This window comes from uncultured Acidovorax sp., assembly GCF_964021665.1.
GTDB lineage: Bacteria > Pseudomonadota > Gammaproteobacteria > Burkholderiales > Burkholderiaceae_C > Acidovorax > Acidovorax temperans.
On the sequence record NZ_CAXIAK010000045.1, the window covers coordinates 1 to 26349 of the forward strand.

The 26349-nt window shown below is 66.4% G+C and carries 29 protein-coding genes and 1 pseudogene; 16 read left to right on the forward strand and 14 right to left on the reverse strand.

Annotated elements, in window-relative coordinates; genetic code table 11:
• Positions 1-132 (forward strand): acyl-CoA-binding protein (locus tag AADJ04_RS10940; RefSeq protein WP_341239644.1); only part of this gene is annotated, 132 nt, incomplete at its 5' end.
• Positions 133-212: 80 nt separating this feature from the next.
• Here AADJ04_RS10940 and AADJ04_RS10945 read toward each other — a convergent pair.
• Genes AADJ04_RS10945 through AADJ04_RS10965 form a run of 5 tightly spaced genes read right to left on the reverse strand, consistent with a single transcriptional unit; the run spans position 213 to position 6761 of the window.
• Complete coding sequence (locus tag AADJ04_RS10945) at positions 213-2582, reverse strand: ATP-dependent DNA helicase (RefSeq protein WP_341239630.1); 2370 nt, start codon at positions 2580-2582, stop codon at positions 213-215.
• A complete protein-coding gene (locus AADJ04_RS10950; RefSeq protein ID WP_341239631.1) occupies positions 2579-4315 on the reverse strand; it encodes a VRR-NUC domain-containing protein in 1737 nt (578 codons plus the stop codon). Before AADJ04_RS10950 ends, AADJ04_RS10945 begins: the two co-directional genes overlap by 4 nt.
• A gap of 29 nt (positions 4316-4344) precedes the next feature.
• Positions 4345-5268, reverse strand: coding sequence for a hydroxymethylglutaryl-CoA lyase (locus AADJ04_RS10955; protein ID WP_341239632.1), 924 nt, complete (start codon positions 5266-5268; stop codon positions 4345-4347).
• A 10-nt stretch (positions 5269-5278) separates the two neighbouring features.
• Entirely contained in the window at positions 5279-5590 is a 312-nt protein-coding gene (locus AADJ04_RS10960; RefSeq protein WP_341239633.1) for a polyhydroxyalkanoic acid system family protein, read from the reverse strand.
• The gene (locus AADJ04_RS10965; RefSeq protein ID WP_341239634.1) at positions 5583-6761 is read right to left on the reverse strand and encodes an aminopeptidase; all 1179 of its coding nucleotides are present in this window, start codon (positions 6759-6761) and stop codon (positions 5583-5585) included. Before AADJ04_RS10965 ends, AADJ04_RS10960 begins: the two co-directional genes overlap by 8 nt.
• A 96-nt stretch (positions 6762-6857) precedes the next feature.
• Here AADJ04_RS10965 and AADJ04_RS10970 point away from each other — a divergent pair, with 96 nt between their 5' ends.
• On the forward strand, positions 6858-7526 hold the full coding sequence (locus AADJ04_RS10970) for a DNA-3-methyladenine glycosylase I (RefSeq protein WP_341239635.1): 669 nt from the start codon (positions 6858-6860) through the stop codon (positions 7524-7526).
• On the opposite strand, the gene AADJ04_RS10975 is transcribed toward AADJ04_RS10970, so the two are convergent.
• The 5 genes from AADJ04_RS10975 to phnF form a co-directional block, all read right to left on the reverse strand.
• Positions 7527-8720 carry an MFS transporter gene (locus AADJ04_RS10975; RefSeq protein ID WP_044395514.1) on the reverse strand — a complete coding sequence of 398 codons (1194 nt, stop codon included), beginning with the start codon at positions 8718-8720 and terminating at the stop codon, positions 7527-7529. It lies immediately after the preceding gene.
• 50 nt (positions 8721-8770) lie between these two features.
• Positions 8771-9193, reverse strand: a complete 423-nt coding sequence (gene arsC, locus AADJ04_RS10980) for an arsenate reductase (glutaredoxin) (RefSeq protein WP_044395827.1) — start codon at positions 9191-9193, stop codon at positions 8771-8773.
• A gap of 80 nt (positions 9194-9273) precedes the next feature.
• Positions 9274-9849, reverse strand: a complete 576-nt coding sequence (gene phnN / locus AADJ04_RS10985; protein WP_240485264.1) for a phosphonate metabolism protein/1,5-bisphosphokinase (PRPP-forming) PhnN — start codon at positions 9847-9849, stop codon at positions 9274-9276.
• Positions 9846-10586 carry a DUF1045 domain-containing protein gene (locus tag AADJ04_RS10990; RefSeq protein ID WP_044395515.1) on the reverse strand — a complete coding sequence of 247 codons (741 nt, stop codon included), beginning with the start codon at positions 10584-10586 and terminating at the stop codon, positions 9846-9848. The genes phnN and AADJ04_RS10990 overlap by 4 nt, the downstream gene beginning before the upstream one ends.
• Entirely contained in the window at positions 10576-11349 is a 774-nt protein-coding gene (gene phnF, locus AADJ04_RS10995) for a phosphonate metabolism transcriptional regulator PhnF (RefSeq protein WP_044395516.1), read from the reverse strand. The genes AADJ04_RS10990 and phnF overlap by 11 nt, the downstream gene beginning before the upstream one ends.
• A gap of 75 nt (positions 11350-11424) precedes the next feature.
• On the opposite strand from phnF, the gene phnG reads away from it, so the two are divergent.
• The 12 genes from phnG to AADJ04_RS11055 all read left to right on the forward strand — a co-directional run bounded on the left by phnG (position 11425) and on the right by AADJ04_RS11055 (position 21167).
• A complete protein-coding gene (gene phnG / locus AADJ04_RS11000; RefSeq protein WP_044395518.1) occupies positions 11425-11940 on the forward strand; it encodes a phosphonate C-P lyase system protein PhnG in 516 nt (171 codons plus the stop codon).
• Positions 11937-12581: a phosphonate C-P lyase system protein PhnH gene (gene phnH, locus AADJ04_RS11005; RefSeq protein WP_044395520.1), complete on the forward strand. Its 645-nt coding sequence runs from the start codon at positions 11937-11939 to the stop codon at positions 12579-12581. Before phnG ends, phnH begins: the two co-directional genes overlap by 4 nt.
• Positions 12582-12584: 3 nt before the next feature.
• Positions 12585-13691 (forward strand): carbon-phosphorus lyase complex subunit PhnI, encoded by a 1107-nt coding sequence (locus AADJ04_RS11010; protein ID WP_044395522.1) that lies wholly within the window; start codon positions 12585-12587, stop codon positions 13689-13691.
• Positions 13688-14608: an alpha-D-ribose 1-methylphosphonate 5-phosphate C-P-lyase PhnJ gene (locus AADJ04_RS11015; RefSeq protein ID WP_044395524.1), complete on the forward strand. Its 921-nt coding sequence runs from the start codon at positions 13688-13690 to the stop codon at positions 14606-14608. Before AADJ04_RS11010 ends, AADJ04_RS11015 begins: the two co-directional genes overlap by 4 nt.
• Positions 14605-15066, forward strand: coding sequence for a GNAT family N-acetyltransferase (locus AADJ04_RS11020; protein ID WP_044395526.1), 462 nt, complete (start codon positions 14605-14607; stop codon positions 15064-15066). The genes AADJ04_RS11015 and AADJ04_RS11020 overlap by 4 nt, the downstream gene beginning before the upstream one ends.
• Entirely contained in the window at positions 15063-15851 is a 789-nt protein-coding gene (gene phnK, locus AADJ04_RS11025; RefSeq protein WP_044395527.1) for a phosphonate C-P lyase system protein PhnK, read from the forward strand. Before AADJ04_RS11020 ends, phnK begins: the two co-directional genes overlap by 4 nt.
• Entirely contained in the window at positions 15848-16579 is a 732-nt protein-coding gene (phnL, locus tag AADJ04_RS11030) for a phosphonate C-P lyase system protein PhnL (protein ID WP_341239636.1), read from the forward strand. Before phnK ends, phnL begins: the two co-directional genes overlap by 4 nt.
• Complete coding sequence (locus AADJ04_RS11035; protein ID WP_341239637.1) at positions 16576-17730, forward strand: alpha-D-ribose 1-methylphosphonate 5-triphosphate diphosphatase; 1155 nt, start codon at positions 16576-16578, stop codon at positions 17728-17730. Before phnL ends, AADJ04_RS11035 begins: the two co-directional genes overlap by 4 nt.
• A gap of 106 nt (positions 17731-17836) precedes the next feature.
• Positions 17837-18712 (forward strand): phosphonate ABC transporter ATP-binding protein, encoded by an 876-nt coding sequence (phnC, locus tag AADJ04_RS11040; RefSeq protein ID WP_341239638.1) that lies wholly within the window; start codon positions 17837-17839, stop codon positions 18710-18712.
• 58 nt (positions 18713-18770) lie between these two features.
• Entirely contained in the window at positions 18771-19715 is a 945-nt protein-coding gene (gene phnD, locus AADJ04_RS11045) for a phosphonate ABC transporter substrate-binding protein (RefSeq protein WP_044395533.1), read from the forward strand.
• A 30-nt stretch (positions 19716-19745) separates the two neighbouring features.
• Entirely contained in the window at positions 19746-20552 is an 807-nt protein-coding gene (phnE, locus tag AADJ04_RS11050) for a phosphonate ABC transporter, permease protein PhnE (RefSeq protein ID WP_341239639.1), read from the forward strand.
• A 12-nt stretch (positions 20553-20564) separates the two neighbouring features.
• Positions 20565-21167, forward strand: coding sequence for a phosphonate degradation HD-domain oxygenase (locus AADJ04_RS11055; protein ID WP_341239640.1), 603 nt, complete (start codon positions 20565-20567; stop codon positions 21165-21167).
• Between the two features lie 56 nt (positions 21168-21223).
• Here AADJ04_RS11055 and AADJ04_RS11060 read toward each other — a convergent pair whose 3' ends face one another.
• Entirely contained in the window at positions 21224-21712 is a 489-nt protein-coding gene (locus AADJ04_RS11060) for an Lrp/AsnC family transcriptional regulator (protein WP_233099640.1), read from the reverse strand.
• A 70-nt stretch (positions 21713-21782) separates the two neighbouring features.
• On the opposite strand from AADJ04_RS11060, the gene AADJ04_RS11065 reads away from it, so the two are divergent.
• Complete coding sequence (locus tag AADJ04_RS11065; RefSeq protein ID WP_341239641.1) at positions 21783-22754, forward strand: EamA family transporter; 972 nt, start codon at positions 21783-21785, stop codon at positions 22752-22754.
• A 359-nt stretch (positions 22755-23113) separates the two neighbouring features.
• The gene (locus AADJ04_RS11070; RefSeq protein ID WP_341239642.1) at positions 23114-23458 is read left to right on the forward strand and encodes a DUF1840 domain-containing protein; all 345 of its coding nucleotides are present in this window, start codon (positions 23114-23116) and stop codon (positions 23456-23458) included.
• A 42-nt stretch (positions 23459-23500) separates the two neighbouring features.
• On the opposite strand, the gene AADJ04_RS11075 is transcribed toward AADJ04_RS11070, so the two are convergent.
• The 3 genes and pseudogenes from AADJ04_RS11075 to AADJ04_RS11085 form a co-directional block, all read right to left on the reverse strand.
• A complete protein-coding gene (locus tag AADJ04_RS11075; RefSeq protein ID WP_341239645.1) occupies positions 23501-24490 on the reverse strand; it encodes a tripartite tricarboxylate transporter substrate binding protein in 990 nt (329 codons plus the stop codon).
• A 301-nt stretch (positions 24491-24791) separates the two neighbouring features.
• On the reverse strand, positions 24792-25781 hold the full coding sequence (locus tag AADJ04_RS11080) for a tripartite tricarboxylate transporter substrate-binding protein (protein ID WP_341239643.1): 990 nt from the start codon (positions 25779-25781) through the stop codon (positions 24792-24794).
• A gap of 272 nt (positions 25782-26053) precedes the next feature.
• A pseudogene (locus AADJ04_RS11085) lies at positions 26054-26349 on the reverse strand (phenylacetate--CoA ligase family protein); the annotation flags it as partial.

The following is a 26349-nucleotide window of genomic DNA, read 5'->3' on the forward strand; positions in this document are numbered from 1 at the left end:
AACACCGAGAAGAAGCCCAGCTTCTCCGACATGGTGGGCCGTGCCAAGTGGGACGCCTGGGAAAAGCTCAAGGGCACCGAAGCCGATGCCGCCAAGCAGCAGTACATCGACCTGATTACCGAGCTGAGCTGATCGCAGTTTTCAAGGCGCCACCTTCCGTGGTGCCTTCCCCTCAAGCGGCCTGCGGGCCGCTTTGTTTTTGGGGCCGGCGTTTACCCGCCAGGCTGGGGCGGCGGTGCCTGATCCAGTGCCCACCACGCGGGCAGCAGGGCCTGCACTGCGGTGCGACGGAAGCGGTCGTCGATCAGAAACACCACGCCCTGGTCCTGCTCGGTGCGGATCACCCGGCCCGCCGCCTGCACCACCTTGCGCAGGCCCGGGAAGAGGTAGGTGTAGTCATACCCCTTGCCCGCGCCAAAGTGCCGGTCCATCGCGCGGCGCATTTCTTCGTTCACCGGGTTGACCTGCGGCAGCCCCAGCGTGGCGATGAAGGCACCAATGAGCCGGTGGCCGGGCAAGTCCACCCCTTCTGAGAACGCCCCGCCCAGCACGGCAAAGCCAATGCCCTGGCCGCCTTCCTGAAAGCGGTCGAGAAACGCCTGGCGGGCCGCGTCGTCCATGCCCGCCGTTTGCTGCCACTGGGGCACCTCGGGGTGGTCCTTCTGCAGCTGCGCAGCAATGCGCTGCAGGTAGTCAAAGCTGCTGGCAAAGCACAGGTAGTTGCCCGGCAGGCGCGCAAACTGCTCGGCCATCAGGTGGGCGATGGGGTCCAGCGACTGCGCGCGGTCGGCAAAGCGGGTGGACAAGTGCCCCACCGTGTGCACCGCCAGCTGCCCGCTGTGAAAGGGCGATTCCACATCCACCCAGCCCGTATCGGGCGGCAGGCCCAGCAGGTCGCGGTAGAACGCAGGCGGTGTGAGCGTGCCGGAGAAAAGCACGCTGCTGTGCGCTGCTGCGTGGCGCGCCGCCAAGTGCGGGGCGGGCACCACGTTGCGAATGCACAGCGTGCTGGAGCGACCCCGGCGCCCGTAGCGCGGTGGGTCCAGCGTCACGTCCAGCAGCGCGTGGTTGCCGAACTGCTCTGCCATGGCGGCAAAGTGCAGCGTGTCCAGGTACAGCGCCAGCACCGGGTCGCCGGGCAGCAGGGGCGCATCGGTCTGCGCCTCGGCCACCGCGCCAATGGCGCGCTGGAGCGCCTGCACAAAGGCGTCGGGCAGGGCTGGGTGGGCGCAGTACACGTCCACCTGATCGCGGTGGATGGTATTCCACTGCCGCTGCAGCGCGTCCAGCGCCTTGCGCACAGGGCCGGTGGCGGCCGCACGGGCATCGGCCAGCGTGCCTTGGTGCAGCTCGGCGGTGTACATGCGGCGGGCGCGGTCGGGCAGGTTGTGGGCCTCGTCCACCAGCACGCCCACCTTCCAGCCGTGCGCCACCGTCAGGGCATACAGCATGGCGGCGCTGTCGTAGAAGTAGTGGTAGTCGGCCACCGCCACATCGCACCAGTGCGCCATTTCCTGCGCCAGGTAATAGGGGCAGATGCCGTGCGCCAGCGCGGTGCTGCGCACGGCGGGGTCATCCCACAGGCTGGTGTGCTGCGCCAGGGCCTGGCGTGCGGCGGGCAGCCGGTCGTAAAAGCCCTGTGCCAGCGGGCAGGACTCGCCGTGGCAGGCCTTGTCGGGGTGCTCGCAGACCTTGTCGCGGGCCAGTACGTCCAGCACGCGCAGGGGTGGGATGGGGGAAGACGTGCGCAGTTGCTCGTGCACACGGGCCAGGGCATCGAGGGCCAGCGCATGGCCGGTGCCCTTGGCGGTCAGGAAGAACAGTTTGTCCAACCCCTTGCGCGCGCTGGCCTGCAGCAGCGGGAACAGCGTGCCCAGCGTTTTGCCAATGCCCGTGGGGGCCTGCGCCAGAAGGCAGCGGCCGCCGTCTTCGTTGCCACCCTTGTCGTCCTTGCTGCCGTGGCCCACGTTGCGGTACACAGCCACGGCCAGCACCCGCTGCCCGGCGCGAAAGCTGCCGTGCGGAAAGGTCAGCGCCGCCAGCGCTGCATCGCGGGCCTGGCGGTGCTGCTGCTCGCTGTGCGCCCAATCCAGGTAGCGCGCGCACAGCGCCTCAAAGTGCGCTTGCAGGTCGGCGGCGGTGTGGGTTTCGACCAGCTCGGTCTCTTGCCCCGTGCCAGTTTGCACATAGACCAGCGCCACCTGCAGGCGCTCCAGTCCCCGGGTCTGGCACAGCAGGTGGCCGTACACGCGCGCCTGCGCCCAGTGCAGGGCGCGCTGGTGGGGGCGCACCCCGTCGAGCTGGCCCCGGTAGGTCTTGATCTCTTCGAGCTGCTGGCGGGCTGCGTCAAACCCGTCGGCCCGCCCACGCACCGTGAGCTGCTGGAACAGGCCACTCAGCGCCACTTCGGCCTCGTAGCCATCGCCCCGGCGGCCTTGCACCAGGCGGTGGCTTTCCATGCCCTCCAGCGCGCTGGGGGCGGGGGTGAAGCGCAGGTCCAGGTCGCCCGTGCGGGCGGTGAAGGCGCACAGGGCACGCACCGACACTGTCAGCGGGGCCGAGGTTGTAAGGGGTGTGGTCATGTGCCCGTCGCGCCCATGAGGGGCTCCATGCCAGGCGTATCCCGCCAGCGCACATGGCACACGCTGGCGTGCAGGCCGTGGGCGTGGCAATACTGCAGCCAGCGGATCTGGTTGTCTTGCAGCTTGTCGCCCGGGCCTTTGACTTCGACCAGTTCGTAGCGCTGCTCGGCGGGGCGTGTGGGCCAGAACCGTACCAAATCTGGTAGGCCGCTGCGGTGGGCCACCGGGGCTTGCAGCAGGCGCTCAAAAAACAGTCGCAGGTGCGCGGCGGGAATGCAGTGCAGGGCCAGCTCCAGCAGCGGTTCGCTCAGCGCCCCCCAGAACACATGGGGCGACAGTCGCCCTTGCTTGCTGGCAAACCGCTCCCGGATGAGAGCGCGGTAGCGGCCATCCTCCAGCGCGAGCAGGCATTCGGCAAAGAGGGCTGCGCGGCGCTCCACAAAGTCGGGCGCATTCAGGTCGGCGGGCGCACCCTGGAAGGGGTGGAAGAACGCCCCCGGCAGTGGCGCGAACATGGCGGGCCAGCACAGCAGCCCGAACAGGCTGTTGATGAGTGCGTTCTCGGTGTAGAACACAGGCGCTTCGTCGGTGTGCCAGTGCTGGCGCAGCGCCCATTCCACCGAAGTCGCATGGCCTGGGTGGGGCAGGGTGAGTGTGTGGGTGGCCTGCTGTGCAACCGCTTGGCGGGTGGGTTTCTTTGGGCGCGCCACTGCGCCCGCCTGCAGCCCGGCAGCGCGGTGCAGGCGCGGCAGCATGCGTGCCAGGCGCTGGCCTTCCTCATCGCTTTCGGGTGCGGCCTGGGCCTGAAGTGCCAGCGTCAAGGCATCTGCATGACGGCCCATGCGCTCGTGCACGCGGATGCGCCGGTGCCGTGCGCCGGGGTGCTGGCTGTGGGCGTAGGCCTGCTCGGCCAGTGGCCAGTCGGCCGCTTTTTCGCAGGCCTCGCCCAGGCGCATCAGCAGTTTGGCGCGGCGGCGTTCCAGCCAGGGGTTGGGGGTGGTGGCTTGCAATGCGGCGGCCAGCAGGGGCGTGCGTTCTGCGCCATCGTCCAGCGCCTGGCGCAGGGCGTGCAGCGCAAGGTAGTGATCCACATCGGCGCGGCATTGAAACGCCCTCGATTGCGCATCAAACGGCACCACCTCGTACTGGAACAGCCCCAGGTCGGCCAGTACGAATTCCGACCAGCTTTGGTGCAGGTTGCCAAAGAACATGAGCCGCAGCCGGGTGCACAGCGCCGTCACCTCTTGTGCCACACGCCATACGGCTTCGGTGCTGACGGGGTGCCATTGGCGGTAGGGTTGGGCGGCGGGGTGGTGCGGCAGCAGTGCTTGCAGCAGCGCGGCCTTGGTCAGCGACTTGGGCTGCGGCGGGTGCGGGCCGGGGGCGGCAAACAGGGCCGCCACCTCGCGATGGGTGTGCATGGCAAACAGCTCGGCCAGCGCCATGGGTGCTGCGGCATCGAGCCAGCCCAGGGCCAGCAGCGGCGCGGCGGCGGTGTGGATGTCGCCAATCTCTTCATACGCCAGCTTGCCCGCGCGAAACCACGGGCCGCGCCGCATCACCAGCCGCACCAGCAGCGCCTGGGCGGGTTCGGGCAGTTGCGCAAAACGGGCGATGAAGTCCTGCTCCGGCGCGCCCAGCACGTCGGCATAGCGGGTGCGCAGCCAGTCGAGCGCGCGCACAAAATTGTGCAGGTAGTACAGGCGGTGCGGGGGCAGGGCGGTGGTGCCCAAAAGGCGGTCTCCGTCGGGGCTTGGCTGGGTCAGGCCGCGGGCTGCCAGCCCTTGGGCAGACCGGCCAGGGGAGTCATGCCGTACAGGGGCTCGTCAGGCAGGCCCGACTGCAGTGCTTCGCGTGCGGCCATCAGCAGGTTGTAGTCCACGCCGGTGGCGATGCCCATCGCTTCGAACATGAACACCAGGTCTTCGGTGACGACGTTGCCTGAGGCTCCGGGCGCGTAGGGGCAGCCGCCCAGCCCGCCTTGCGATGCGTCGAACGTGCGCACACCCACGTCGTAGGCGGCCAGGCAGTTGGCCAGGCCCAGGCCGCGTGTGTTGTGCATGTGGGCCGCGCCCGCCTTGGGGCCCAGCTCGCCGCGCAGTCGGGTGAACAGGCGGCGCACCTGGGCTGGGTTGGCCATGCCGGTGGTGTCCGACAGGCCCACCTCGTCCACACCCGCTTCGGCGCATTGCACGGCCAGGCGGATCACGTCGTCCTCGGGCACCGCGCCTTGCAGCGTGCAGCCAAAGGCGGTCGATAGGCCCACTTCAATCAGCGCATGCGGTGCGGTGTCGGCGCGCAGTTGCACCACGGCCTGCAGCTCTTGCACCATGGCGGCGGGTGTCTTGCGCACATTGGCCAGCGAATGCGCCTCGCTGGCCGACACCGGCAGCGTCACCTTGTGCGCTCCGGCCTGCAGTGCGGCTTCGGCGCCGCGCAGGTTGGGGGCCAGCGCCATCACGGTGATGTGCGGGTGCCTGGCCACGGCGTGGCGCACCACCCCGGCCACATCGGCCATTTGCGGCAGCAGCTTGGCGGGTACGAAAGAGCCGACCTCGATCTCGCGCAGGCCAGCATCCACCAGCGCATCCACCCAGCGCAGCTTGTGCGCCGTGGGCATGGTGGTGGCAATGGACTGCAGCCCGTCGCGCGGGCCGACTTCGCTGATGAGAACGCTGGGGGCCATGCTGGGCACGTCAGGCCACCGAGGTGGGGTTGGGCGTGCCCAGCAGCTCGTCGAGCTGACCGCTGATTTCTGTTTCGATACGGTCCTTGAAGGCGCTGAACAGGAAGCCGAGCTTGGCCGTCATGTCGAATTGCTGCGCGTCCACCAGCAGGGTGCCAGCTACGCCTGCGCGGGTGAAGCTCAGGGTGTCCTGCGTGTCGCCTTCTTCGTAGGTGCATTCCATGTCGAATTTTTCCTCGGCCTTGCGGGCCCAGGCACGCGCCACTTCGCGGGCGCGGGGCAGGCCCAGGTGGTGGTCGCGTTGGATGTGAAGGTCAGACACCGGGTTTCTCCTTGGATGGGGTCAGAGACTGAGAGGTTTTTGCCAGTGCCCGCAGCGCGGCGTGGCGCTCGGGCTGGGGCAGTTGGGTGAGTTGTCGCACGGCATCATAAAACCGGGGCCAGTCGCGGCCCTCGCGTTCGAACAGGGCTTCAAATGCGGGCACCAGCTCGTCATAGGCCGCCTGGGCTGCAAAGCTGGCATTGTTGGCCTTGGCCACCCAGCGGTCGTAGCCCGCCAGCTGGGTGTGGGGCGTATTGCCGGGCATGGCCGCCAGCCACTGCGCACGCAGCTGGGCATAGTTTGCCCGAAAGCGCTGCATTGCTTCTGATTTGATAGCTGCTAGCGCTTGTGTATCAAGCGCTGCGGCCTGATTTTGTTCATAAATGGCTTGCAACTCGGCGCGGGTGGCGCGGGTCAGGGCGCGCCACTGGGCGCGGCGCTGCTCGCTGGCGGCCAGGGCGGCGCGGGCCTCGGGGGTGCTGTGCTCGGCCATCCAGCGGGCGCTGCCCAGGCGTTCGACGGCCGTAGCGAACGATTCATTGAACACGGTGTCGCCTTGCGCGTACACCACCTGGTGCGCCAGTTCGTGGAACAGCAGGCGCACAAAGTCGCCCTCGGGCCAGCCCACGAAGGTGCTCAGCAGCGGGTCGCCCCCGGCCCAGTTCATGTAGCCCAGCGTGGAGTAGGCGGGCACGCCGTACACGTCCACCTCCAGCCCCTGGGCGGACAGTTGGTCCGCTTCGGCCTGCGCGTCGGCCTGGTCAAAGTAGCCCCGGTAGCCAATGCAGCCCGTCACCGGAAAGCACCAGGTGTGCAGCGTGAGCGCATCCGGCGGCGCGGCCACCACGTTCCACACGGCGGCGGGGCGCTTCAGGTCCGCATAGCGGCGGTAGCTGGCGTTGTCGGGCAGGTGCAGTTCGGCCACCGCAAAGGCGCGGGCGCGCTGGGCCAGCTGCAGGCGCGTGCGCAGGGCGGGTGGGGTGCCCGGCTGGGCGATCCATTCGTCCAGCGGCCGGGCGGCTTGAATGAGCTGTGCGTGGCCGTGAGCCGACTGCCAGTAGTAGCCCAGGGCATCGCGCGTTTGTGCGCAGCCCAGCAGCAGGGCTGGCAGCACCAGCGCGCAGGCCAGTGCGATACAGCGGGAACGGGAAAAGCGAAAACGCGGGCGCATGGTGTCAGAACAGGTGCTAAGGGTACGACATGGCGCGTCCTGGTGGGTGGGCGGGGTTGTCAGCAGCGTGGCGCGGCCCCTTCCTAGAATGGCCGCATGAACGAAGCCCTTTCACCCAACAGCGCGGCCCCCTTGCCCCAGGGCCTTTTTGCGGATGACGCCGCCTGCCCGCGCTGCGCCTGGTGCAAGGCCAGCCCGCTGTACCGCCACTACCACGACCACGAGTGGGGCTTTCCGGTGGCGGATGACCGGCGTTTGTTCGAAAAAATCTGCCTGGAGGGCTTTCAGTCGGGCCTGAGCTGGCTGACCATTCTGAACAAGCGCGAGGGCTTTCGCGCCGCGTTTGCCCAGTTCGACGCCGAGCAGGTGGCCGCCTTCGACCAGGCCGATGTTGAGCGGCTGGTGCAGGACGCCGCCATCGTGCGCCACCGGGGCAAGATCGAGTCCACCATCAACAACGCCCGCCGCGTGCTGGAGCTGCGCCGCGAGTTTGGCTCGCTGGCCCGCTACGTGTGGCAGTACGAGCCCGGCGCGGCGGACCGGCCCGCCGTGCTGACGCTTGAAGCCGCCCGCACGCTCACGTCCACCGCTGCTTCAGTGGCCTTGTCCAAAGACCTGAAAAAGCGCGGCTGGAGCTTTGTAGGCCCCACCACGGTGTATGCCTTCATGCAGGCCATGGGCCTGGTCAACGACCATCTGGAAGGCTGCCACGCCCGTGCCAAAGCGTTGCAGGCGCGCGCCGCCTTTGCGGTGCCGCGCGGCTGATCAAGCCCGCGCCAGCGGCCGCAGCACCCACAGTGCCGCCAGTGCGGCAACGCCCAGCCCGGCCGTGAGCCACACAACGGCAGCGCCCACGCCATCAAGCAACATGCCGAACAGCACCGGCGCAAAGGCCTGCGCCACGCGGGCTGGCACCATCATCAGCCCCTGCCGCGCGCCATAGCCGGCGGGCCCGAACAGGGCCAGGGGCAGCGTGCCTTTGGCAATGGTCAGAATGCCGTTGCCTGCGCCATGCAGCACGGTGAACATGGCTGCAGCAGGCGACCCCAGCAGCACCAGCAGCGCAGCGCCCACGGGGTGGGCGGCCGCCGCCAGTTGTGCTGACAGCAGTGGATGCAGCCGACGCAGCAGCCCAAACTCCAGCAAGCGCGCTAACACCTGCGCGGGGCCCACCAGCGCCGCCATGGCCACGGCCGCTTGCAGCGATGTGCCGCTGGCCTGCAGCAGGCGCGGCAAGTGCGCAGCCATGGCCGTGCTGGTGAACCAGGTGACGGCGAACACAAAAGACAGCAGCACCGTGGCGCGCAGGACTGCAGCGGGTGGTGCGCTGGAGGCGGGCGTTGCCTGGTCTGCAGTGGCTGTGGGGCTCTGGCTGTGCAGGGTATTTGCAGGCCCCGGTGCCTTGGGCAGCCACGCGTTGAGCGGCACGCCCAGCAGCAGATGCAACGCCGCCCAGCCAAAGCAGGCGCCGCGCCAGCCCCATTGCACTTCCATCCATGCCGACAAAGGCCAGCCCACGGTGCTGGCAAACCCGGCAATCAGTGTGATGCCCGTGATGGCCCCTCGCGCGCCGTTGCCATACAGCCGCACCAGCGTGGCAAAGGCGGCTTCGTAAAGGCCCGAGCCCATGGCAACGCCCATCAGCACCCAGGCGGCAAAAAGGCCCACTGGCCCTTGCGCCAAGCCCATAGCCGCCAGGCTGGCGGCGAACAGCAGGTTGGTGCTGACCAGCACCGGCCGGCCGCCGTGCCGGTCAATGGCATGCCCCGCCAAAGGCCCCAGCAGGGCAGACACGATGAGTGCCAGCGAAAACGCCGCAAACACGGTGGGTGCTGTCACCCCCAGGTCGCGTGCCATGGGCACGGCCAGCATGGCCGGCAGGTAGTACGACGAGGCCCAGGACAGGGTCTGCGCCGTGCCCAGACGGGCGACCGTCCAGCGCTGGGAGGGGTTTGCCATCGCAGGTGCTTGGTGAAGCGGCCCACCCCTGCGGATGGGCGCTGCTTGGGTCAGGCCCGCTGGCCCTGTGCGTTGACCACCACCTCACCATCTTCCTTGGTGAACGCGCCCTGTTGCGGTGCGGGCAGGATGTCCAGCACCAGCTCCGAGGGGCGGCACAGCCGAGTGCCCAGCGGGGTGACGACGATGGGCCGGTTGATGAGGATGGGGTGCGCCAGCATGGCGTCGATCAGCTGCGCATCGGTCACGCCCGGTGCGCCCAGCTGCAGTTCGGTGAACAGGGCTTCCTTGGTGCGCACGGCGTCGATGACGGGCTTGCCTGTGGCCGCGATCAACGCTTGCAGCGTGGCGCGATCCGGGGGAGTCTTGAGGTATTCGATGACCAGGGGCTCGGCGCCGCTGTTGCGGATCATGGCCAGGGTGTTGCGCGAGGTGCCGCACTTGGGGTTGTGATAGATCGTGATGTCAGACATGGTGTTGGAGCAGGTTCTGAGCCCCACGCACGGGCGGGGCAGGGGGAGCAAAGTGTGCCATCGGAGTCACTGCAATCGCACTACGCCGGCCAGCCCGGTGCCTGTTGCAAGGTGGCTAGCAACTGCTGTCCTGCCTTCTCCAGCGTGGAGTCGTTGTGGATTTCGATGTGGGCTAAGCCCCTGGGTGGTTCAAACGCCTGCGCGCGCTGCACACGGGCTTCCACCTCGTCAGGTGTTTCACGCCCGCGCGCCAGCAACCGCTCGCGCAGCACCGCCGGGCTGGCTGTGATGTGCACGGGCAGCAGGTGCTCAAAGGTGGCCAGCGCCTGCGGCAGGTGGGCACGCGAGCCATTCACCAGCACCCAGCGGCCCTGCGCCAGCGGTGCCAGTTGGGCATGGCGCACGCCATAGCCCAGGCCGTTCGCATCCCAGTGCAATGCAAAGGCCTGCTCGCTGCGCAGCGCCGCAAACGTGGCCGGGCACACGCTTTCGTATTGTTCGGTTCCACGGGCGTGGGACTGTTGCAGTGGGCGGCTGATGGTGCGCTGTGCCCAGTGCAGCGGGCTGGTTGGGGGTAGGTGTTGGCGCAGCCAGCCCAGCAGGCTGTCCTTGCCCGCGCCCGAAGGGCCCATCACATAGACCAGGCGCGCGCTCACTGGCCCAGCTCCAGATGGTCCAGTAGCACGAAATCAGCACCGGGCGTGGGCTCTGCGAACAGGGCCAGATGGTTGAACTGGAGCGTGGGCAGGTCTGAGAAGAACTGCTGCGCTGCATCCAGCACCAGGGCCTGCGTGTTTTCATCGACCAGCGACAACGGCCCCGTGAGCGACATGTGGAAGCGGAACTCCTCCAGCACAAAGGGGTAGCCCCAGCGTTGCAGCAAGTCGTCTTGCGGTGCCGTCAGGCCTGCAGCGCGGCGCCGTGCCAGCTCGCTGCTGGACAGCGGCGCCGACAGAGGGTGCAGCTGCGTGACGCAAGCGGCTGCAGCCGCGTCAATGGCCGCGTTGGCTGGGTGCGATGGCATGGGCACGAGTGCCAGGAAGTCGTCAATGCGCTGCACCTGCATGGGCGGCATGGTGAAAGGCGTCAGGCGGCGCGCCACCTGCTGCACGGCGTGGTGCAGCGTAAACCAGTCGGTGCCCGGTGCCAGGGCAAAGGGTGCCTTCAGCGTGGCATGCCAGCCATAGCGTCGCGGCGCTGCAGTCAGGCGCTGAAGGTCGGCAGAGGCCACGCCATGGATGTCCAGTTGCGGCAGGGGCTGCAGCTGGGCTGCACAGCGCCCCAGCCAGTGGCTGCCGGCCAGCCAGCCCAGGGTGCCGGGGCTGGGGGCGAAGTACACCGCGTAACGGTGGGCAGTGGTGGCTGTCTGCGGGGTGGCGGATTCAGTGTTCATGGTGGTCAATGGTGAGTTTCACGCGGTCGCCCGCAAACCAGGCCCGCGCCCATTCGATGGGGTTACCGCTCGGATCCACGTTCAGGCTTTCCACTAGCAGCACGGGCCGCGTGGCGGGCTGGCGTAACTGGGCTGCCACTTCGGAGATGGGCAGCTCGGCGGTGATGCGGCTCTCGCGCCGGGTGTAGTCGGCCACGCCATGGGCGGCAAAGCCTGCGGTGATGGAGCCTGTTTCGCGCACCACCTGGGCCAGGTTGGCAAAGCGCGGCAGGGGAAAGTAACGCTCGCTCAGGTGCAGCGGCTGGCCTTCGGCATCGCCCCGCACGCGCAATGCCAACAGTGGGCTGCGCGCAGGCACTTGCAGTGCCTTGGCCAGGGCGGCCGTGGCGCGCACGGTTTCTTCCCCCAGCACGACCAGGCTGCCGCGCAGGCCCGCCTGGGCCAGACCCTGCTGGTGGCGCGTGCGCTTGCCCAGCACCAGGTCCACCGCGAAATCTTCGACATAGGTGCCGCTGCCTTGGGTGATGCGCACCAGCCCCTGGCTGCACAGGCTGGCCAGCGAGCGGCGGATGGTGTGGCGGTTCACGCCGAACTGCTCAGCCAGCGCGTGCTCGGACGGCAGCCGCTCGCCAGGGGCATAGATGCCGCTGCCAATGGCGTCTGCCAGTTCGGTGGCGATGCGCGTCCAGAAGCTGTCGCGTGCAGGGCGTGTGGGCGTTGCGGTGTGTTGCAGGGGGCCTGAAGGGAGTGCGTTGGCTGTCATGAAACCTACATGAGCGCTCTTTAAGCTGGCGCCAGTTGTTCGATTTGTCTATACAACTTTCAGATTACCACTTTCATGTTTCAAGCCTTTGACAACCCCGGCCCCGGCAGGCCGCTGGAGCGCGCGCAGTGGATGGCGCTGCTGGCCCGGGCGCCGCTCGGCCTGCTCGAATCTGCGCTGCACGACGAAGTGCACCGCCCTGCACGCTGGCTACGCACCCCCGAAACCGGCCTGATGATGGTGCAGGGCCGTGCGGGTGGCACGGGTGAGCGTTTCAACCTGGGTGAAGTCACCGTGACCCGCTGCGCCTTGCGTGTGGCGCAACCTGGGATAGCCGACGCAGAAGCGACCGTAGGCGTGGCCTATGTGCTGGGCCGCTCGCACCGCCAGGTGCACCTGGCGGCCCTGGCCGATGCCCTGCTGCAAAACCCTGCCCGCCAAGCGGCGCTGGATGCGCAACTGCTGGAGCCTATCCGCAGCCACCTGCGCAGTGTGCAGGCCACCCGCCAGGCGCGTGCCGCCAGCACCAAGGTGGACTTTTTCACCGTGGCCCGTGAAAGCGGCTCTGATTCAGACGAGGACGACGAATGAGCACCCCCACTTTGGCGTCTTTGGGCGCAGGCTTTTCGAACGAGGCGTTCGGCAGCCAGTCGGTTTTTCGCGCCGTGTTGCAGGCGCTGTCGCACCCTGGCCGCCGCGTGGCGGTAGTGCATGACGCGCAAACGCCCGCCGCAGGCCACGCGGCATCCGCCGCCGCGCTGCTGGCACTGCTCGACAGCGATTGCACGCTGTGGCTCTCGCCCCGCCTGGAAGCCAGCGAAGCAGGTGCCTGGCTGCGCTTTCACACTGGCTGCACGCTGGTCAGTCAGGCTGGCGATGCGCGGTTTGTCTGGGTGGGGGAGGGCGATGCCATCCCCGAGCTCAGCAGCCTGGCCCAGGGTTCGGACATTTACCCGGATCAGTCTGCCACCTGCGTGGTGGATGTGGCCAGCGCCGAAGAGGGCGCTGCGGACGAAGGCGCCTGGCAATTGACAGGCCCCGGCATTGAGCGCACGGCGGCGCTGGGCGTGCAGGGGCTGCCCACGGGTTTCCTGCACGCATGGGTCCAGAACCATGCCGGCTTCCCCAAGGGGGTGGATGTGCTGCTCGGCACGCCCACCCACATCGTGGGCCTGCCGCGCACCACCCGCATCGTCAACGCGGTGGCTGAGCCGCAGCCCCAGGAGGCCTGATCCATGTACGTAGCCGTCAAGGGCGGAGAAGCCGCCATTCTCAACAGCTACCGCCTGCTGGCCGAACAGCGCCGGGGCGATGCCGCGTTGCCTGAACTCTCGGTGGCCCAAATCCGCCAGCAGCTCAAGCTGGCGGTAGATCGGGTGATGACCGAAGGCTCGGTGTACGACCCCGAGCTGGCCGCGCTGGCCATCAAGCAGGCCGCGGGCGACTTGGTGGAAGCCATCTTTTTGCTGCGCGCTTACCGCGCCACGCTGCCGCGCCTGGGCACCACCTGCCCGCTGGACACCAGCCGCATGGCGCTGGACCGCCGTATCTCGGCCACCTTCAAGGATCTGCCGGGCGGGCAGGTATTGGGCCCCACCTACGACTACACGCAGCGCCTGCTGGATTTCACCCTGCTGGCCGAAGGCCGCCAGCCTGAGGTGCGCATAAGCGCCGGTGCCCCCGCGCCGCAGCCCGGTTCCACACCGCGCGTGGTCGACTTGCTCAACCAGGAAGGCCTGATCGAAACACGCCCCGTGCCACCGGGCGACCCGGCACCGACCGACCTGACGCGTGAACCGCTTCGCTTTCCGGCCGACCGCGCCACGCGCCTGCAGAACCTGGCGCGCGGCGACGAAGGTTTTCTGCTGGCCATGGCGTACTCCACGCAGCGCGGTTATTCGCACTCGCATCCCTTCGTCGGCGAGGTGCGCCTGGGCACCGTGGCGGTACAGATCGAGCCGGAAGAACTTGGATTTGCCATCGACATCGGCGACATCGAAATCACCGAGTGCGAGATGGTGAACCAGTTTGCCGGCAGCAAGATCCAGCCACCGCAGTTCACGCGCGGCTACGGCCTGGCGTTTGGCCACAGCGAGCGCAAGGCCATGGCCATGAGCCTGGTGGATCGGGCGCTGCGGGCCGACGAATTGGGTGAGCCGGTGGAGTCCCCCGCGCAGATGCAGGAATTTGTGTTGGGCCACAGCGACAGCCTGGAAGCCTCGGGCTTCGTGCAGCACCTGAAGCTGCCGCACTACGTGGACTTTCAGTCCGAACTGGAGCTGGTGCGCAAGATGCGCAACGCCGCCCCAGCCACCACCGCCGAACAGGGAGACGCTGCATGAACGCACCGATGGAAACCGCCGTGATGGGCCTGCCCACCGACGCTGCGCCGGTGGATGGTCATTTCAACTTTGCCTACCTGGACGAGCGCACCAAGCGCATGATCCGCCGGGCCATCCTCAAGGCCGTGGCCATCCCCGGCTACCAAGTGCCGTTTGGATCGCGCGAAATGCCGCTGCCCTACGGCTGGGGCACCGGTGGTATCCAGGTCACGGCCTCCATCATCGGCCCGCAGGACTGCCTCAAGGTCATTGACCAGGGCTCGGACGACACGGTCAATGCCGTCAACATCCGCCGCTTCTTCGAGCGCACCACGGCCGTGGCCACCACCACCCGCACCCGCGAGGCCACGCTGATCCAGACGCGCCACCGCATCCCAGAAACGCCGCTGGCCGAAGGCCAGGTCATCGTTTACCAAGTGCCGGTGCCCGAGCCCATGCAGCGCCTGGAGCCGCGTGAGACCGAAACGCGCACCCTGCACGGCCTGGCTGAGTACGGGCTGATGCATGTGAAGCTGTACGAGGACATCGCCCGCTACGGCCACATCGCCACCACGTATGACTACCCTGTGCTGGTCAATGGCCGGTACGTGATGGCGCCGTCGCCCATTCCGAAGTTCGACAACCCCAAGATGCACATGAACCCTGCGCTGCAGCTGTTTGGTGCAGGCCGGGAAAAGCGCATCTACGCGGTGCCGCCGTACACGCCGGTGGAGAGTCTGGGCTTTGAAGACCACCCCTTTGAGGTGCAGCGCTGGGATGCCGCCTGCGCGCTGTGCGGTGCCACCGACAGCTTTCTGGATGAAGTCATCACCGACGACCAGGGCACGCGGATGCATGTGTGCTCGGACTCCGACTATTGCCAGGAGCGCCAGGCCCAGCAAGCCGAGGCTGCTGATGCCAAGGGGGCTGGTGCATGAGTACGGTGCATATCCGCGAGGCAGGGAAGTCCGATCTGGAGAGCGTACTCGCGCTGTACTCAGCCATTGAAGACAGCCCTGCCGACGTCCTCACCCTCGAAGAGGCGCAAACCGTGTGGGCGCAGTTTGCCCGTTACCCCAGCTACCGCCTGTGGGTGGCATGCGATACCGCCCAAAAGGACGCGGTGGTGGGCACCTACGCCTTGCTCGTCATGCACAACCTGGCCCACCGTGGGGCGCCCTCGGCCATCGTCGAAGACGTGGTGGTGGCTGCAGGTCAGCAGGGCATGGGCATTGGCCGCCAGATGATGGCCCACGCCATGCAGCAAGCCCGTGAGGCGGGCTGCTACAAGCTTGCGCTGTCGTCCAACCTGCGCCGCAAGGGCGCACATGCCTTTTATGAATCGCTGGGCTTTGCACAGCACGGCCTCAGTTTCGTTGTGGACACCCTGACATGAACACCGCACATTCCCCCGCGCCGCTGCTGAGCGTGCGCAACGTTGGCAAGCGCTATGGCGACCGCGTGGCGCTGCAAGGCGCGTCCTTTGACCTGTGGCCTGGTGAGGTGCTTGCCGTGGTGGGCGAGTCCGGCTCCGGCAAGTCCACGCTGCTCAATGCGATTGCGGCGCGCAGCGCCCCGGATGAAGGCACCGTTCAGTTTCGCCAGCGCAATGGCGAGCTGCAGGACGTGTACGCCATGAGCGAAGCACAGCAGCGCTTGCTGGCCCGCACCGACTGGGGCTTTGTGCACCAGAACGCGGCGGATGGCCTGCGCATGGACGTATCGGCCGGGGCCAATGTGGGCGAGCGCCTCATGGGCCTGGGCGAGCGCCATTACGGCAAGTTGCGCTCCACCGCGATGGAGTGGCTGCAGCGCGTGGAGATCGATGCAGCCCGCATTGACGATGCACCGCGCACCTTCTCGGGCGGCATGCGTCAGCGCTTGCAGATTGCCCGCAACCTGGTCACCCAGCCGCGTCTGGTGTTCATGGACGAGCCCACGTCGGGCCTTGATGTCTCGGTGCAGGCACGCCTGCTGGACATGCTGCGCCAGCTCACGCGGCAGATGCAACTGGCTGCCATCATCGTCACGCACGACCTGGCCGTGGCACGCCTGCTGGCGCACCGCATGGTGGTCATGCAGCGTGGTCGCGTGGTGGAGTCGGGCCTGACCGACCAGGTGCTCGACGACCCACAACACCCCTATACCCAGCTTCTAGTCTCTTCGGTACTCCAGCCATGAACACCCTGATCGATGCACCCATCCTGCAGATGGAAGGCGTTGCCAAGCGCTTCACCCTGCACCACCAAAATGGCGTTGAGCTGCCCGTGCTGGAGCAGGTGAACCTGCGCGTGCAGCCTGGCGAATGCGTGGTGCTGGACGGCCCCTCCGGCATGGGCAAGAGCACGCTGCTCAAGATGGTCTATGCCAACTACCGCGCCAACGCGGGCAGCATCACGGTGCGCTCTGCCAGTGGTGCGCTGGTCGATGTGACCCAGGCCACCCCGCGCGAGCTGGTGCAGCTGCGGCGCGATACCGTGGGCTATGTGAGCCAGTTCCTGCGCGTCATCCCCCGCGTGTCGGCCCTGGATGTGGTGGCAGAACCGCTGGCAGAGGATGCGGGCGATGACCCGGCGGCGCTGGAAGCCGCACGCGAGCAAGCCCGCCAGTGGCTGGTGCGCCTGCGCATTCCTGAGCGGCTGTGGCACCTGCCGCCTGCCACCTTCTCGGGGGGAGAGCAGCAGCGCATCAACATTGCGCGCAACATGATCAAGCCCAAGCCCCTGTTGCTGCTGGACGAGCCCACCGCGTCGCTTGATGCCGCCAACACCGAAACGGTGATTGGCCTGATCCGCGAAGCCGTGGCCCGTGGCGCCGCGCTGGTGGGTATCTTTCACGACGCACATGTCGGTGCTGCGGTGGCCACCCGCCGTGTGAACGTGGGCGACTTTCGCGGAGGTGCCGCATGAGCGCCATGGTCTTCAAGAACGCCCGCATGGTGTTGCCTGGCGAGGTGGTGCAGGGTAGCCTTCAGGTGGCCGATGGCCGCATCGCTGCGCTGGACAGTGGCGCCACATCGGCGCTGCAAGGCATTGACCTGGGTGGCGACTATCTGCTGCCTGGGCTGGTGGAAGTGCACACCGACAACTTCGAGCGCCATCTCATGCCCCGCCCCAAGGTGCAGTGGGCCGAGATGCCCGCCCTGCTGGCACATGATGCCGAGATTGCGGCGGCGGGCATCACCACTGTACTGGACGCCCTGGGAGTGGGCGAGGCCGATGCCGACAGCCTGCGCGGCAGCGCCTGGAACCGCGTGCTCGACACCATCGACACCTGCACCGAGCGCAACCTGCTGCGTGCGGACCACCACCTGCATGTGCGCTGCGAGCTGCCTGCGCCCAATACCATCGACCTGTTTGAGCCCTTCCACGGCCACCCGCGTCTGTCGCTGATCTCGCTCATGGACCACACCCCGGGTCAGCGCCAGTGGGAAGACATTGAGCAGGCGCGCACCTACTACACCGGCAAGAAGGGCTGGAGCCAGGAGAAGTTCGAGCGCCAGGTGCAGCACGCAGCCACGCTGCAAGCCCAATACGCCGAGCCGCACCGTGCCTACTTTGTCGATTACTGCCGCACGCACGGCATCTCGCTGGCCAGCCACGACGACACCACGGTGGCGCACGTGGAGCAGGCCCATGCCGAGGGGGCTGCGATGTCGGAGTTTCCCACCACCATGGCGGCGGCACGCGCGGCGCACGGGCGCGGCTTGCTCACCGTGATGGGTGGGCCCAACGTGGTGCGGGGCGGCTCGCATTCCGGCAATGTGGCGGCGGCCGATCTGGCGCGCGCAGGCTTACTGGACATCCTTTCTTCCGACTACGTGCCGGGCAGCCTGCTCAGCGCCGTGATGCGGCTGGTGCAGGACGAGGTGCTCACGTTGCCGCAGGCCGTGGCCACCGTCACCCGCAACCCGGCACGTGCCTCTGGCATGGCAGACAGGGGTGAGCTGGCCACCGGATTGCGTGCCGACCTGGTGCAGGTGCACATGGCCGAACTGCCCTGCGGCGGCCACCAGGCCGTGGTGCGGGGCGTGTGGCGCGAGGGGCAGCGCGTCTTGTAAGCGCTCTGGTTTGACACCCAAATTTCTTCCAACTGTCAAAGCACTGTCATGCGCTGCAACCACACTTTGGTTGTCTAGACGACTTCAGCCTCTGAGGAGACCATTCATGCCCGCAGCCCTGCACATTCAGCAACTGAACAAGCATTTCGCCAACGGAAAGCACGCTTTGCGTGACATCAACCTCACGGTGCAGCCCGGTGAAATGGTGGCGTTGATCGGGGCCTCGGGCTCAGGCAAGTCCACCTTGCTGCGCCATGTGGCGGGCCTGGCGGTGGCTGATGCCTCCAGCGAGTCGCTCATCGAAGTGGACGGCCGCTGCGTACAGCGTGCGGGCCGTATCCACAGCAACGTCCGCTCGGTGCGTTCGCAGGTGGGCTTTGTCTTCCAGCAGTTCAACTTGGTGGACCGCCTGCCCGTGCTCATGAATGTGCTGGTGGGTATGCTGCACCGCACGCCCTGGTGGCGCGGCTGGCTGCGCATGTTCAAGCCGCATGAGCGTGCCCTGGCGCTGGAAGCTCTGGGCCGTGTGGGTATTGCCGAATGCCATGCGCAGCGTGCGTCCACTCTGTCGGGTGGCCAGCAGCAGCGCGCAGCCATTGCCCGCACGCTGGTGCAGGGCGCCAAGGTGGTGCTGGCCGATGAGCCCATCGCCTCGCTGGACCCCGAATCCTCGCGCAAGGTCATGGAGATCCTGGCGCGCATCAATCGCGAAGATGGCTGCACGGTGATCGTGTCGCTGCACCAGGTGGACATGGCCGTGCGTTACTGCCCCCGCGTGGTGGCGCTGCACCAGGGCCAGGTGGTGTACGACGGCCCTTCGGCGGCCCTCACCCCCGCTTTGCTGCGCAGCCTGTACGGCGTGCATGCCGACGAAATCCTGGCAGACACCGCCACGGCCGTGCCGTCGATCCATCCGGTGGCCCCCATCGCAACACCCGCGCAAGCGCCCCAGTGGTCGCCTGCCATGGTGCAGGCCGCCTGAGCGCTGCCCGCACGCGTTTTTCTCCCGTTTGTTTTCACGTCCTTTTCAGGAGTCTTCCATGTTCAAGCAACTGTGCGCCGCCATGGCGCTGGGTCTGGGTCTGTCCGCCGCCAACGCCCAGGATGTCAACTTCGGCATCATCTCCACCGAAGCCACGCAAAACCTCAAGGCCGACTGGCAGCCCCTGCTGGACGACATGGCCAAGCAGACCGGTCTGAAGATCAAGGCGTTCTTCGCACCGGACTATGCCGGCATCATCGAAGGCATGCGCTTCAACAAGGTGCAGGTGGCCTGGCTGGGCAACAAGTCGGCCATGGAAGCCGTGGACCGTGCCAACGGCGAAGTGTTTGCGCAGATGGTCAATGCTGATGGCACACAGGGCTACTACTCGCACCTGATTGTGCACAAGGACAGCCCCCTGGCCACGCTGGACGACGTGCTCAAGAACGGCAAGTCGCTGAGCTTTGGCAATGGCGATCCCAACTCCACCTCGGGCTTCCTGGTGCCCGGCTACTACGCCTTCGCCCAGAACAAGATCGACGTGAAGACGCATTTCAAGATCGTGCGCAGCGCCAACCACGAGACCAACGCCCTGGCCGTGGCCAACAAGCAGGTCGATGTGGCCACCAACAACAGCGAAAACCTCGACAAGATCAAGGAACGCCAGCCTGAGAAGTTCAAGGACATCAAGATCGTCTGGACTTCGCCCCTCATCCCGCTGGACCCCCTGGTGCTGAACAAGGAAATGCCTGAAGCCACCAAGGCCAAGATCCGCGACTTCTTCTACAACTACGCCAAGACCGATGCCCGCGAGAAGGGCATCGTGATGAAGATCTCCAAGCTCGCTGGCTTCAAGCCATCGACCAATGCGCAGCTCACGCCGATCCGCCAACTCGACCTGTTCGGCAAGCGCAACAAGATCGAGGCCGATGCCACCCTGGCCGATGCCGACAAGAAAAGCCGCCTGGCCGAAATCGACCAGCAACTGGCATCCCTGAAGTAAATCGCCCGTCTGTTGTTGCCCGGTATTCCCATGTCCTCTGCAATGAATCCCTCGTTGGCCGCACTGGCCAGCACCCCAGCGCCTAAGCGCAGCCTGGTCTGGTACTTCTCCTGGGGTGTTCTGCTGGTGCTGCTGGCTGCGTCCTGGAAGGGCGCAGACATGCGCCCGCTGGACTTGCTGAACGACTCGGGCAACATGGCCCGCTATGCGGCGGAGTTCTTTCCGCCCAACTTTGGCCAGTGGCAGCTGTACGTGCAGGAGATGCTGGTCACGCTGCAGATTGCCCTGTGGGGCACGGCGCTGGCCGTCATCACGGCGGTGCCGCTGGCGCTGCTGGCTTCGTCCAACATCGTTCCATGGTGGGTCTACCAGCCCGTGCGCCGGGTGCTCGATGCGTTTCGCGCCATCAACGAAATGGTGTTCGCCATGCTGTTCGTGGTGGCCGTGGGCCTGGGCCCGTTTGCAGGCGTTCTGGCGCTGTGGATTCACAATTCGGGCACGCTGGCCAAGCTGTTTTCCGAAGCCGTGGAGGCCATTGACCCGCAACCGGTGGAGGGCATCCGCTCCACTGGTGCCAGCGCCCTGCACGAAATCATCTACGGCGTGATCCCGCAGGTCATGCCGCTGTGGATTTCATACACGCTGTACCGCTTTGAGGCCAACGTGCGTTCGGCCTCGGTCGTGGGCATGGTGGGCGCAGGCGGCATTGGTGTGGTGCTGTGGGAAATCATCCGCGGTTTCCAGTACGCCGAGACCTGCGCGGTGATGCTCATCATCGTTGTCACCGTGAGTGCGATTGATGTGGTCTCGGCCCGCATCCGCAAGGCATTGATCTGACCGGAGGCTTGCATGGCACTCAGCTTTGACGACATCGAGCATCTGCTGTCCACCCGTGGCTTTCACCAGTATGGTCGCGAGGCGGTGAGCCAACTGGAGCACGCCCTGCAATGCGCCCAGCTGGCAGAGCAGGCGGGCGAGACGCCTGCCACCGTGGCCGCTGCGTTGCTGCACGACCTGGGTCATCTGCTGGCCCCAGGGGGTGACACTGCCGAGCAGGATGACCTGCACCAGTACGTGGCCCTGCCGTTCCTGCGTGGCCTGTTGCCTGATGCGGTGCTGGAGCCCATTCGCCTGCATGTGGATGCCAAGCGCTACCTGTGCACCATGCAGCCCGGCTATTGGGAAACCCTGTCGCCCGCTTCGCAACACAGCCTGGTGCTGCAGGGCGGGGCCTTCACCGTGGCCGATGCCCAGCGTTTTGCCAGCCAGCCGTTTGCCCAGGAGGCGATTCGTCTGCGCCGATACGACGACCTGGCCAAAGTGCCGGGGCTAGCCACACCCCCATTGGCCCATTACCTTGCCATCACGCGCGCACTGGCGCGTGGGGTGATGCCGCCGCTGCCCGTGCAGCAGGACATGCCCAGGGCTTTTGCACCCTCTGCTGTCGCCTGATGGTGAATGCGCCGTGCCTGCAGGCGCGGCGCCAACTCACCAGCCCAGTCTCATTCTCAGTCGGCCTTGGCCGCATTCACCCAGGACAGGTCGAGGGGCCGGTCTTCAAATTCGGTGTTGAGCACCACGGTGCTGGTGGTGCGGGCCACACCGGCAATGGCCTTGATTTCGTAGATCACGTCTTCCAGCGCCCGCGCGTGCGTGGTGCGGATCTTGGCCAGGAAGTCGTACTCCCCCGCCACGCTGTGCAGCTCTTCCACCTGCGGCATGGCCCGCAGCCGGGGCGCTACGTCGCGGCAGTGGATGCCGCCGTCGTTGCGGATGGCCACAAACGCCGTGAAGTTCAAGCCCACGCGCTCCGGGTCCACGCTGATCGAGAAGCGGCGGATCACGCCCTTGTCCAGCATCTTCTTCACCCGCTCGTGCACCGCTGCAGTGGACAGGCCCACCTCGGCCCCCACATCGGCGTATGAACGTCGGCCATCAGCCCCCAGGGCCGAAATAATTCTGGCGTCGATGTCATCTGTCTGAATATTTGCTTGCATTGGCGCCTGTTTTTGGTAAAAATTCCGAAAACCTCAAGGTTTCCATAAATTATTCGGTAAGGTGAAGAATATGCCGGCAAATTTCAATGTGCAAGCGCGTTCCCGTGGCTCCTGGGCGGTTGCCACGGCCCTGCTGCTGGTTTACGTGGTGTGGGGCACCACGTATTTCGCCACCAGCATCGCCCTGCAGACCATGCCTCCGTTGTTGATGAACGCGGTGCGCTTTCTGTGCGCGGGCGTGGTCATGCTGCTCATTGCCTTGGCGCAGGGCCACGCACTGCCCACGGCGCTGCAGTGGCGCAACTCGGCGCTGGTGGGCGGGCTGATGGTGTTTTTGGCGATGAACTTCATCGGCTTTGCGCAGAAGCTGGGCATTGGCTCGGGCTTGATGGCCACGGTGGTCACCACCATGCCCATGTGGCTGGCGCTGTGGACGCGCTGGGGTGGCGAGCGTGTGCCCCTGACGAGCTGGATCGGCCTGGGCCTGGGCGTGGTGGGCGCGCTGTTGCTGGCGATGGAGGGTGACTTCTCTGCCACCTGGGTGGGCGCATTGCTGGCTTTTGCCGCGCCCCTGTGCTGGAGCCTGGGCTCCTACGCCTCGCGCAAGCTCTCGCTGCCCGCGCCCACCATGGCTGCGGCGGCCCAGTGGTTTGTGGGCGGGGCGATGGGGCTGGTGGTGGCGCTGTGCGTGGAGCCCGTGCCCACGCTGTCGCAGATCAGCGCCAAGTCGTGGGCCGCCTGGCTCTACCTGCTGGTGTTTGGCACCATGGTGGCCCTCAATGCCTACCTGTGGCTGCTGCAAAACACCACGGCCGCGCTGGCGGGCAGCTATTCGTTTGTGAACCCGGCCGTGGCCCTGTTGGTGGGCGTGGCGCTGGGGGGCGAGCTGCTCACCGGCTGGGTGTTTGCGGCCTTGCCGCTGATTGCTGGCGCGCTGGGCTGCATCCTCTACGGGCCCATGGTGCTGGGCTGGTGGCAGCGCCGCGTGCTGCCCCGCTTGAGGGCTGCCTGGGCGCCCACGGGCTGCCAGGAGCAGGGTTGATGCTATTGAAAATATAGCTGCTAGCGCTTGATGGATAAGCCCTAGGGATCCTCTGCACGAATTGAGCGGAAAGTGTGCGCTGCGGATCGGGATGGGCTGCAAGGCGCAAAGCGCAGCAATAGCCGCAGCTATTGCGAGCATTTGCAACGCCGCAGACCGCTCGAGTCCGCAGATGCACACGGCGCGGTGATTCGTGCAGAGGCTCCCTGAAGGCGCTTTTGAATCAAAATTGAATCAGAGTGTATTTGTCTGGCTCCTAGGGCGTTGATCGGTATACGCTGACACGCTCCCGCGCAGAGGCGGTTAAGCTAATGCTTCGGTTGCCTCACCGAGCAACCCGCCATTCGGAGTTCTGCGCCATGTTGTACAAATTCAAATCCCGTGCTGCGGCGGACCTCATCCTGCTGGAGCCGCAAGGCCGGCAAATCCTGGAAATCATCGGCAAGACGCCGGGCCCCACCGGCATCGTGACAGCGGCGCAAATCCCCGCCGCCCTGGCCGCGCTGGAGGCCGCCGTGGCCCGTGATGAAGCCCGCCTGCGCGCTGCCCAGGCAGCTGCTCAGCAAGAGGCGGGTTCTGCCGATGCGAACCCGGCTGACGACGAACCCAACGACACCGTCCACCTGCGCCAGCGCGCCACGCCTTTCATCAACCTGCTTCGCCGCAGCCAGCAAGAGGGCTGCGACGTGGTGTGGGGTGTTTAGTGGCTGACGCGCCCTGATGCTGAGGGCGGCGTCAGCCAAATATCAATCGACCTTCGCGCCGGAGGCTTTCACCACCCCGGCCCATTTCTGGTGTTCGTTGTCGATGTGGCGCGCAAACTCTGCCGGTGTGTTTCCGCCAGGAATGGCACCCTGGGCCATCAGCCGCTCTTTTACCGCCGGGCTGGCCAATGCCTTGGCCGTTTCTTGCTGAATGCGGTTGACGATGTCTGCGGGCGTTCCGGCCGGGGCCAGCAGGCCAAACCAGGAACTGGCTTCATAGCCCTTGAGGGCAGGGCCACCGGCTTGTTCCACTGTGGGCACATCGGGCAGCGCGGTAGAGCGCTGGCTGCTGGTCACGGCCAGGGCCACCAGCTTGCCTGCCTTGATCTGCGCCATGGACGAAGGCAGGTTGTCAAACATCACATCGGCATTGCCCGCCACCATGTCCATCAGCGCCGGGCCCGAGCCACGGTAGGGCAGGTGCAGCATGAAGGTGCCCGTCATGCTCTTGAACAGCTCCCCCGCCAGGTGGATGGAGGTGCCGTTGCCGCTGGAGGCCATGTTCAGCTTGCCGGGGTTGGCCTTGGCCGCCTTGATGAACTCCTGCACATTGGTCACGCCCAGGGCCTTGGCCTTGTCGGGATTCATCACCATCACGTTGGGCACAGCGGCCACCAGAGTGATGGGTGCGAAGTCCTTGATTGGGTCGTAAGGCAGCTTGGCGTACAGCGCGCGGTTGATGCCGTGCGTGCCCACGGTGCCCATGAGCAGCGTGTAGCCATCAGCGGGCGACTTGGCCACTACTTCAGCCCCCACGTTGCCGCCCGCGCCTGCGCGGTTGTCCACGATGAACTGCTGGCCGAACGCACGGCTCAGCTCGGGCGCCATGGCGCGCGCCAGGATGTCGGTGGTGCCGCCGGGTGCGAACGGCACCACGATGCGCACCGGCTTAGTGGGCCAGCCTGCGGCTTGTGCATGCGCGTTGCCCGGTGCCAGCAGGGCAGCAGCTGCAGCCAGCGCCATGGCGCCCATGGCCGTGACGGTGAGGCCCAACGCCAAGGCCTTGCGGCGGCTGCGTGCCTGGCTGCGGGCCTGGATTTGTGCACGGGAGCTGGCGGGGGTGTGGAAGTGGTGCTGCGATGTCATGGGGCCATTCCTTCTCGAATCTGGGGCGTTGCGTGTGCGATACCTTGTGCCCTCAGTTCTACGCGCGCGGGTGCTGCAAGGGCAGATGGATTACCCGAACACGCGGCCGCCAACCCATGAAAAAAGCCACCGGGCCGGGGGGCGCGGTGGCTGGTGTGGCTCGGGCAATTCCTGCCCATCACAGAGCTTAGTCGGCGTAGGTGCCGGCGGCCTTGATCACAGCGCCCCACTTGTCGATTTCAGACTGCACAAACTTCTTGTGCTCGGCAGGCTCGATGCGCTTGTCGGTGGCTACCACGGCGCCCAGGCCTTCTTGCTTCTTGATGAACTCGGGGTCCTTCAGCGCAGCCTTGATGGCCTCGTTCAGCTTCTTGAGCACGTCAGCCGGTGTGCCCTTGGGGGCGTACACGCCGTGCCAGATGGTCACATTGAAGTCCTTCAAACCGGACTCGGCCAGCGTGGGCAGGTCTTTGAGCGCAGGCGTGGTGAGGCGCTTGGTGGTGGTCACGGCGTAGGCTTTGACCTTCTTGCCTTCGATCTGGCTGGTGGTGTTGGTGGTCTGGTCGCACAGCAGGTCGATCTGGCCGCCGATCAGGTCAGTAATGGCGGGGGCGGTGCCCTTGTAGGGCACGGGGGTCATGTCCACCTGCAGGGCGCTTTGGAACATCAGGCCGCACAGGTGCGATGCAGAGCCCAGGCCGGCATTGCCCAGGTTGATCTTGCCCTTGTTCTGGTTGATCCAGGTGGACAGTTCCTTGTAGTTGTTGGCCGCCATGCTGGGCTTGGCGATCAGCGTCATGGGTACGTCGTTGATGATGCCCAGGTATTCAAAGTCGTTCACCACGTTGAAGGCCAGCTTGCGGTACATCGTGGGCATGGTGGACATGCTGATGTGGTTGAGCAGCAGGGTGTAGCCGTCGGGCGCGGCGCGTGCAGCCTTGGCGGTGCCGATGGTGCTGCCTGCACCTGCCGCGTTGTCCACCACCACGCTCACGCCGCCCAGGGGCTTGCGCAGTGCTTCGGCCAGGTCGCGGGCCACGCGGTCTGTGGGGCCGCCCGCGGCATAGGGCACGACCAGGGTCACCGTCTTGTCTTTGGACGGGAACTCTTGCGCTTGCGCACCAAAGGCTGTGATAACGGCAGTGGCGGCCAGCGAGAGTTTCAGCAATGTTTTCATGGATGCTCCTTTGATTGACGGCGCGATGATAACGAGGACGTTTTTTCTGGGTAATGCGGGTTGTACGTAGCCGCCACGCTGTAATGTCTTTAACGAAAAATAGCTGCAGCGCTTTTGTGTCAAGCGCTGGCAGCTATTTATTTGATAGCGTGTGCACGGGTTATCCCTGATGCAGACGGGCGTATAGAGACCGCCGGGCATCGCTTCAGGTGCCCGATATTTGTGGCAAATCAACAGCGCTGGCGGGGTATGCGCTGCCACACCACTCGCAGTTAGCGGTAGCTGCGAGCGTCTTCAATCACCTTGCCATCGTTGGGCAGGGTGCCGGGCGGCACCATTTCCACATCGCCGCGCAGCTTGGTCACTTCGCGGATGGCGTCGCCCAACTGGTGGGCCAGGCCCTCGGCCGTTTCGGTGGTTTCCACCCGCAGCACCATCTGGTCGTTGGCCATTTCGCCGCTGACCACCAGCCGCGCGCGCTGCACCTGCGGAAAGCGCTTGGCGATGGCGGCCACCTGACCGGGGTGCACGAACATGCCGCGCACCTTGGTGGTCTGGTCGGCCCGGC

Excerpts from the sequence above, each read along its gene's own strand:
- AADJ04_RS10945 (WP_341239630.1), bottom strand. The coding sequence starts at position 2,582 with ATGACCACACCCCTTACAACCTCGGCCCCGCTGACAGTGTCGGTGCGT.
- AADJ04_RS10955 (WP_341239632.1), bottom strand. The coding sequence starts at position 5,268 with ATGGCCCCCAGCGTTCTCATCAGCGAAGTCGGCCCGCGCGACGGGCTG.
- AADJ04_RS10965 (WP_341239634.1), bottom strand. The coding sequence starts at position 6,761 with ATGCGCCCGCGTTTTCGCTTTTCCCGTTCCCGCTGTATCGCACTGGCC.
- AADJ04_RS10970 (WP_341239635.1), top strand. The coding sequence starts at position 6,858 with ATGAACGAAGCCCTTTCACCCAACAGCGCGGCCCCCTTGCCCCAGGGC.
- AADJ04_RS10975 (WP_044395514.1), bottom strand. The coding sequence starts at position 8,720 with ATGGCAAACCCCTCCCAGCGCTGGACGGTCGCCCGTCTGGGCACGGCG.
- arsC (WP_044395827.1), bottom strand. The coding sequence starts at position 9,193 with ATGTCTGACATCACGATCTATCACAACCCCAAGTGCGGCACCTCGCGC.
- AADJ04_RS10990 (WP_044395515.1), bottom strand. The coding sequence starts at position 10,586 with ATGAACACTGAATCCGCCACCCCGCAGACAGCCACCACTGCCCACCGT.
- phnF (WP_044395516.1), bottom strand. The coding sequence starts at position 11,349 with ATGACAGCCAACGCACTCCCTTCAGGCCCCCTGCAACACACCGCAACG.
- phnG (WP_044395518.1), top strand. The coding sequence starts at position 11,425 with ATGTTTCAAGCCTTTGACAACCCCGGCCCCGGCAGGCCGCTGGAGCGC.
- phnH (WP_044395520.1), top strand. The coding sequence starts at position 11,937 with ATGAGCACCCCCACTTTGGCGTCTTTGGGCGCAGGCTTTTCGAACGAG.
- AADJ04_RS11010 (WP_044395522.1), top strand. The coding sequence starts at position 12,585 with ATGTACGTAGCCGTCAAGGGCGGAGAAGCCGCCATTCTCAACAGCTAC.
- AADJ04_RS11015 (WP_044395524.1), top strand. The coding sequence starts at position 13,688 with ATGAACGCACCGATGGAAACCGCCGTGATGGGCCTGCCCACCGACGCT.
- AADJ04_RS11020 (WP_044395526.1), top strand. The coding sequence starts at position 14,605 with ATGAGTACGGTGCATATCCGCGAGGCAGGGAAGTCCGATCTGGAGAGC.
- phnK (WP_044395527.1), top strand. The coding sequence starts at position 15,063 with ATGAACACCGCACATTCCCCCGCGCCGCTGCTGAGCGTGCGCAACGTT.
- phnL (WP_341239636.1), top strand. The coding sequence starts at position 15,848 with ATGAACACCCTGATCGATGCACCCATCCTGCAGATGGAAGGCGTTGCC.
- AADJ04_RS11035 (WP_341239637.1), top strand. The coding sequence starts at position 16,576 with ATGAGCGCCATGGTCTTCAAGAACGCCCGCATGGTGTTGCCTGGCGAG.
- phnC (WP_341239638.1), top strand. The coding sequence starts at position 17,837 with ATGCCCGCAGCCCTGCACATTCAGCAACTGAACAAGCATTTCGCCAAC.
- phnD (WP_044395533.1), top strand. The coding sequence starts at position 18,771 with ATGTTCAAGCAACTGTGCGCCGCCATGGCGCTGGGTCTGGGTCTGTCC.
- phnE (WP_341239639.1), top strand. The coding sequence starts at position 19,746 with ATGTCCTCTGCAATGAATCCCTCGTTGGCCGCACTGGCCAGCACCCCA.
- AADJ04_RS11055 (WP_341239640.1), top strand. The coding sequence starts at position 20,565 with ATGGCACTCAGCTTTGACGACATCGAGCATCTGCTGTCCACCCGTGGC.
- AADJ04_RS11060 (WP_233099640.1), bottom strand. The coding sequence starts at position 21,712 with ATGCAAGCAAATATTCAGACAGATGACATCGACGCCAGAATTATTTCG.
- AADJ04_RS11065 (WP_341239641.1), top strand. The coding sequence starts at position 21,783 with ATGCCGGCAAATTTCAATGTGCAAGCGCGTTCCCGTGGCTCCTGGGCG.
- AADJ04_RS11070 (WP_341239642.1), top strand. The coding sequence starts at position 23,114 with ATGTTGTACAAATTCAAATCCCGTGCTGCGGCGGACCTCATCCTGCTG.
- AADJ04_RS11075 (WP_341239645.1), bottom strand. The coding sequence starts at position 24,490 with ATGGGCGCCATGGCGCTGGCTGCAGCTGCTGCCCTGCTGGCACCGGGC.
- AADJ04_RS11080 (WP_341239643.1), bottom strand. The coding sequence starts at position 25,781 with ATGAAAACATTGCTGAAACTCTCGCTGGCCGCCACTGCCGTTATCACA.